A 4,708-nucleotide genomic window follows, 5' to 3' on the forward strand; every position below is an offset into this window, starting at 1 on the left:
CAGTAAGATTAAGGGGCTGATGCAAAATATTACATGATGGCGACCCGAAGGCCGCTGGGGCCGGCGGAAGCGTGTCCGCGTGCCGGTCTGGCGGGCAAAAGCGGGCGATTTCCCCCGGTTTTCGCGAGGCAGGCTTGATCGCACTGGCGGGCGCTGCCTAGATTTGCACGATGTCCTTCGCCCCTTTCGTTCCGCTTCGCATCTTTTCCAGTTTCACGATGCTGGATGGCGCGATCGATCCGAAGGCAGCGGCCAAGCTGGCCAAGGAGCGCAAGTTCCCGGCCGCCGCGATCTGCGACCGCAACGGCCTCTACGGCGCGCCGACTTTCGCGCAGGCCTGCCAGGGCGTGGGCGTGCAGCCGATCGTGGGGACTTTCCTGGCCGTGGCGCGTCCCCAGTTTGGTCAAGGGGGTGGGGCGGCGCAGGGTCAGGACCTGCCGATCGACTGGCTGGCGCTGTTCGCCCAGAACGAGGCGGGCTGGCTCAACTTGTGCCATCACGTCAGCCGCGCGCACCTCGACCGGCCGCTGGAACTCGATCCGCATGTCGAGCTGGATTCGCTGCGCGGCTACACCGACGGCCTGATCTGCCTCACCGGCGGCAATGAAGGCGCGCTCGCACGGCTCTATGCCGATGGCCGGCACGAGGCGGCCGAAAGCTATTGCGATCAGTTGCAGGCGCTGTTCGGCGACCGGCTCTATGTCGAGATCACCCGCACCGCCGAGCCTGAGGAGGACGCGAGCGAGGAAGACCTGATCGCGCTTGCCTATGCGCGCGGCATTCCGCTCGTCGCCAGCAATCCGGCGCAATACGCCGAGCAGAACTTCCACGCCGCGCACGACGCGATGCTGTGCATTGCCAATTCGACGCAGGTCGATGCGCCGGACCGGCCGCGTTCGTCGTCCGAACGCTGGGTCAAGCCGATCGCGGTGATGGAGGAACTGTTTGCCGACTTGCCGGAGGCGATGGCGAACACGCTCGTCGTCGCCCAGCGCTGTGCCTACGCGCCGCCCAAGCGCAAGCCGCTGCTGCCCAGCCTTGCCGGCGACCGTGAGGGCGAGGCGCGGATGCTGGTGGCCGATTCGCGCCGCGGTCTGGCCCGCCGCCTGCTGCCCTATTGGCCCGGCGCCACCGAGGACGAGCTTGACGCCGCCATGGCGCTCAAGGGCGATGAGCGCGTGGCCGCCTACGAGGCGCTGCGCGAAAAGGGCGTGACCGAGGATTTCCTCGACTATGCCAAGCGGCTCGATTTCGAGACCGACATCATCATCGGGATGGGTTTCCCCGGCTACTTCCTGATCGTTGCCGACTTCATCAAGTGGGCCAAGGACAATGGCATCCCGGTGGGGCCGGGGCGCGGTTCGGGTGCGGGCTCGCTGGTCGCCTGGGCACTGACCATTACCGATCTCGATCCGCTCAAGCTCAATCTGCTGTTCGAACGCTTCCTCAACCCGGAACGCGTCTCGATGCCGGACTTCGATATCGACTTCTGCGAAACCCGGCGCGGCGAAGTGATCCGCTACGTCCAGCGCAAGTACGGGCACGACCACGTCGCGCAGATCATCACTTTCGGTAAGATGAAGGCCCGCGCCGTGCTGCGCGACTGCGGGCGCATCCTGCAGATGGGCTATGGCCGGGTCGACGGGCTGTGCAAGATGGTGCCCAACCATCCCACCGACCCCTGGAACCTCACCGAAGCGCTCCACGGCCGCAAGAAGCACGGTGTCACCGCCGACCCGCCGGTCGCGGAATTCCGCCGCGAATACGATACCGATCCCGAAGTGCGCCGCATGGTGGACCTTGCCGTCCAGCTCGAAGGCCTGCCGCGCAACTCCTCCACCCACGCCGCCGGCGTCGTCATCGGCGACCGTCCGCTGGCGCAGCTGATTCCGCTCTACCGCGATCCGCGTTCCGACATGCCGGTGACGCAGTTCGACATGAAGCACGTGGAAGACACCGGGCTGGTCAAGTTCGACTTCCTCGGCCTCAAGACACTGTCGGTGCTGCGCAAGGCGACCGATCTGCTCGAACGGCGCGGGATCAGGATTGATCTGTCCACGCTCGGCTGGGACGATCCGGGCGTCTATGAACTCCTCAAGCGCGGCGACACCGTCGGCGTGTTCCAGCTGGAATCGGAAGGTATGCGCCGCACGCTGGCGGCCGTGAAGCCGACCAATTTCGGCGACATCATCGCGCTCGTCTCGCTCTACCGTCCGGGCCCGATGGACAACATTCCGCTGTTCGGCCGCCGCAAGAACGGACTGGAAGAGATCGTCTATCCGCACGACAAGCTCGCGCCGATCCTGTCCGAGACTTACGGCATCTTTGTCTATCAGGAACAGGTCATGCAGGCCGCGCAGATTCTCGCCGGCTACTCGCTCGGCGGCGCTGACATGCTGCGCCGCGCGATGGGCAAGAAGAAGAAGGAGGAGATGGACGAGCAGCGCGCGATTTTCGTGAAGGGCTGCAAGGAAGTCTCCGGTATCGATGCCGACAAGGCCAACGAACTGTTCGACTTGATCGACAAGTTTGCAGGCTACGGCTTCAACAAGTCGCACGCCGCCGCCTACGCGCTGCTGGCCTATCACACGGCCTGGCTGAAAGCGCATTACCCGCACGAGTTCTACGCCGCCGCGATGTGCTTCGACATGCACCAGTCGGAAAAGCTGGCCGTGTTCGTGGACGACGCGCGCCGCAACGGCATCGAACTGGCCGCGCCCGACATGAACCGCTCCGAAGCCGAGTTCATCGTCGAGGAAACCACCGAGAGCCATGCGGTGCGCTATGCGCTCGCGGGCCTGCGCAATGTCGGTGAAAAGGCGATGGAGATGATCGTCGAGGAGCGGCAGGCCCATGGCCCGTTCGCCGATCTCGACGATGTGTTCCGCCGCGCGCCGGCCGGATCGATGAACCGCCGCCAACTCGAAAGTCTGGCCGCGGCCGGGGCTTTCGACAGCCTGGAGCCCAACCGCGCCAAAGTGCTCGCCAATGCCGATACCCTGCTGGCCGAGGCCGACCGGTCCTCGCGCGAGCGCAATTCGGACCAGCACGGCCTGTTCGGTGGCGACGATCATGCCGAGCAGGGCCTGCGCCTTGTCGGGTGCGAACCGTGGAGCCGCATGGACCAGATGGCGAAGGAGCGCGAGGTCTTCGGCTTCTACTTCGCCGCGCACCCGGTCGAGCAATACCGCGCGGTCGCCTCGTCCAACGGCGCGCGCACGTATGCCAGCCTGATGGCGGGCGGTGGCGGCGGCGGGCGGACCGGCGCGGTGATGGCGGCGATGGTGGAGAACGTCCAGAAGCGCAAGACCCGCAAGGGCAAGGACTTCGTGATGGCCGATTTCTCGGATTCCTCAGGCAACTTCTCGGCCTGCTGCTTTGAGGAAAGCCAGGTCGACAGCTTCGTGAAGTGGGCCAGGGAAAGCGCCTGCGTCCTGCTCAATGTCGAACTCGACAGCCCCAGCCCGGACGAGCCGCCGCGCGTGACTGTGCGTTCGGCCAAGCCACTGGCCGAAGTGACCGCCGATGCGCGCATGTTGCTCAAGCTGGAGATCGACCGGGTCGAGGCGGTGCAGGAACTCGCGCTGCTGCTGCGCCCCGGCGCGCGCGGGGCCGGCGAAGTGATTGCGACGCTGAAGCTGGAAGGCGGGCGGACGCAGAAAGTCCGGCTGGGCCGCGATTTCGCGCTCGACGGCGAGTTCGTGGAGCAACTGGCCAATGTCGATGGCCTGACGATCGGCGAATTCAAGGCCAAGCGCGGGCCGGAACGGATGCAGCGCGCGGCTTAGCGCTGTAGTTGAATGACAGGAAATCGGGGGGGCGGACGTTGGAGACGGCCCACCCCGCTGCGACTACCTTCGCCTTCGGCTCTGCAAGTCTCGCGGCCCTCCCGCAAGCGGTTGGGCGGAATTGCGCCTCCGCTGCTGCGTGGCGCTGATACTCCCCTCCCGCTTGTGGAAGGGGTTGGGGGTGGGCTGTCTCAACGCCCGCTATGTCGGCGTGTCCGGAACGGCAGGCTTCAGATTGAAATCTTGAAAAGCAGCCCTTCGCGTGAACGGTTATCGGAACTCGGTCAGCTTCGCCGAGCGATGGCAATGCCGGAAACGGATGCTCTACGAATGCCGGGAAAGCGGAGGGGACAGGATAAGCCCGCGCATGGTGAGGGACCACGCCATGAAAAGCAGCGCGTAAGGAATCCAGTATTCGTCAGGCCAACCTGAAGGTGCCGTCATGCCGGCCAGAAGGGACCGGGCTCCGAGTGCGAAAAGTCCCAAAAACAAGAGGCTGACGAGACCGCTGACTATGGGGCGTTCAGCATCCCATGCAGCCAGGTCTATGTTTTTGCGGGGCTTGCGCAAGCTTGCCCACGTCAGAACCGCGATGATGGGAGCCAGCAGGACCGCGAGTATTATGCTGCCCATCATGGCGATCATGACGTTGTCGGCCTCTGGCGGAAGTACGTTCGCTTCAAGGACGGCAGGCCAATAAATCCAGTTCGTGACGGGCAGGCCGATAACCACAGCGGCGTTGAGCAGCCAGATTGCACGCTTGTCGCAGGGGAGGAGTATCGATCTCATCGCCTTTGCTTGCCATGTCTTCGAATGGCAGGAAAGTCGGCGCATCCGGAAGGCAGCTCTGGAGCGGACATCGTGCACGGCCGCCATCCTGGGGCAGCGCCGAACTTGTCCGCGCAGCATCGGCCCTAGTC

At 64.9% G+C, this 4,708-nt stretch carries 2 protein-coding genes; one reads left to right on the forward strand and one right to left on the reverse strand.

Annotated elements, in window-relative coordinates; all coding sequences use genetic code 11:
- The first annotated feature begins 170 nt into the window (after positions 1-170).
- Positions 171-3,788: a DNA polymerase III subunit alpha gene (gene dnaE / locus NN5_RS24160; protein WP_067739153.1), complete on the forward strand. Its 3,618-nt coding sequence runs from the start codon at positions 171-173 to the stop codon at positions 3,786-3,788.
- A 324-nt stretch (positions 3,789-4,112) separates the two neighbouring features.
- Here the strand turns inward: dnaE and NN5_RS24165 are convergent.
- On the reverse strand, positions 4,113-4,708 hold a 596-nt coding region (locus NN5_RS24165; RefSeq protein ID WP_217998770.1), incomplete at its 5' end, for a hypothetical protein.

This window comes from Novosphingobium naphthalenivorans NBRC 102051 (assembly GCF_001590985.1).
Classification (GTDB): Bacteria; Pseudomonadota; Alphaproteobacteria; order Sphingomonadales; family Sphingomonadaceae; genus Novosphingobium; species Novosphingobium naphthalenivorans.

Bases quoted from the DNA above. Each gene is read 5' to 3' on its own strand.
- dnaE (WP_067739153.1), top strand. From the start codon at position 171: ATGTCCTTCGCCCCTTTCGTTCCGCTTCGCATCTTTTCCAGTTTCACG.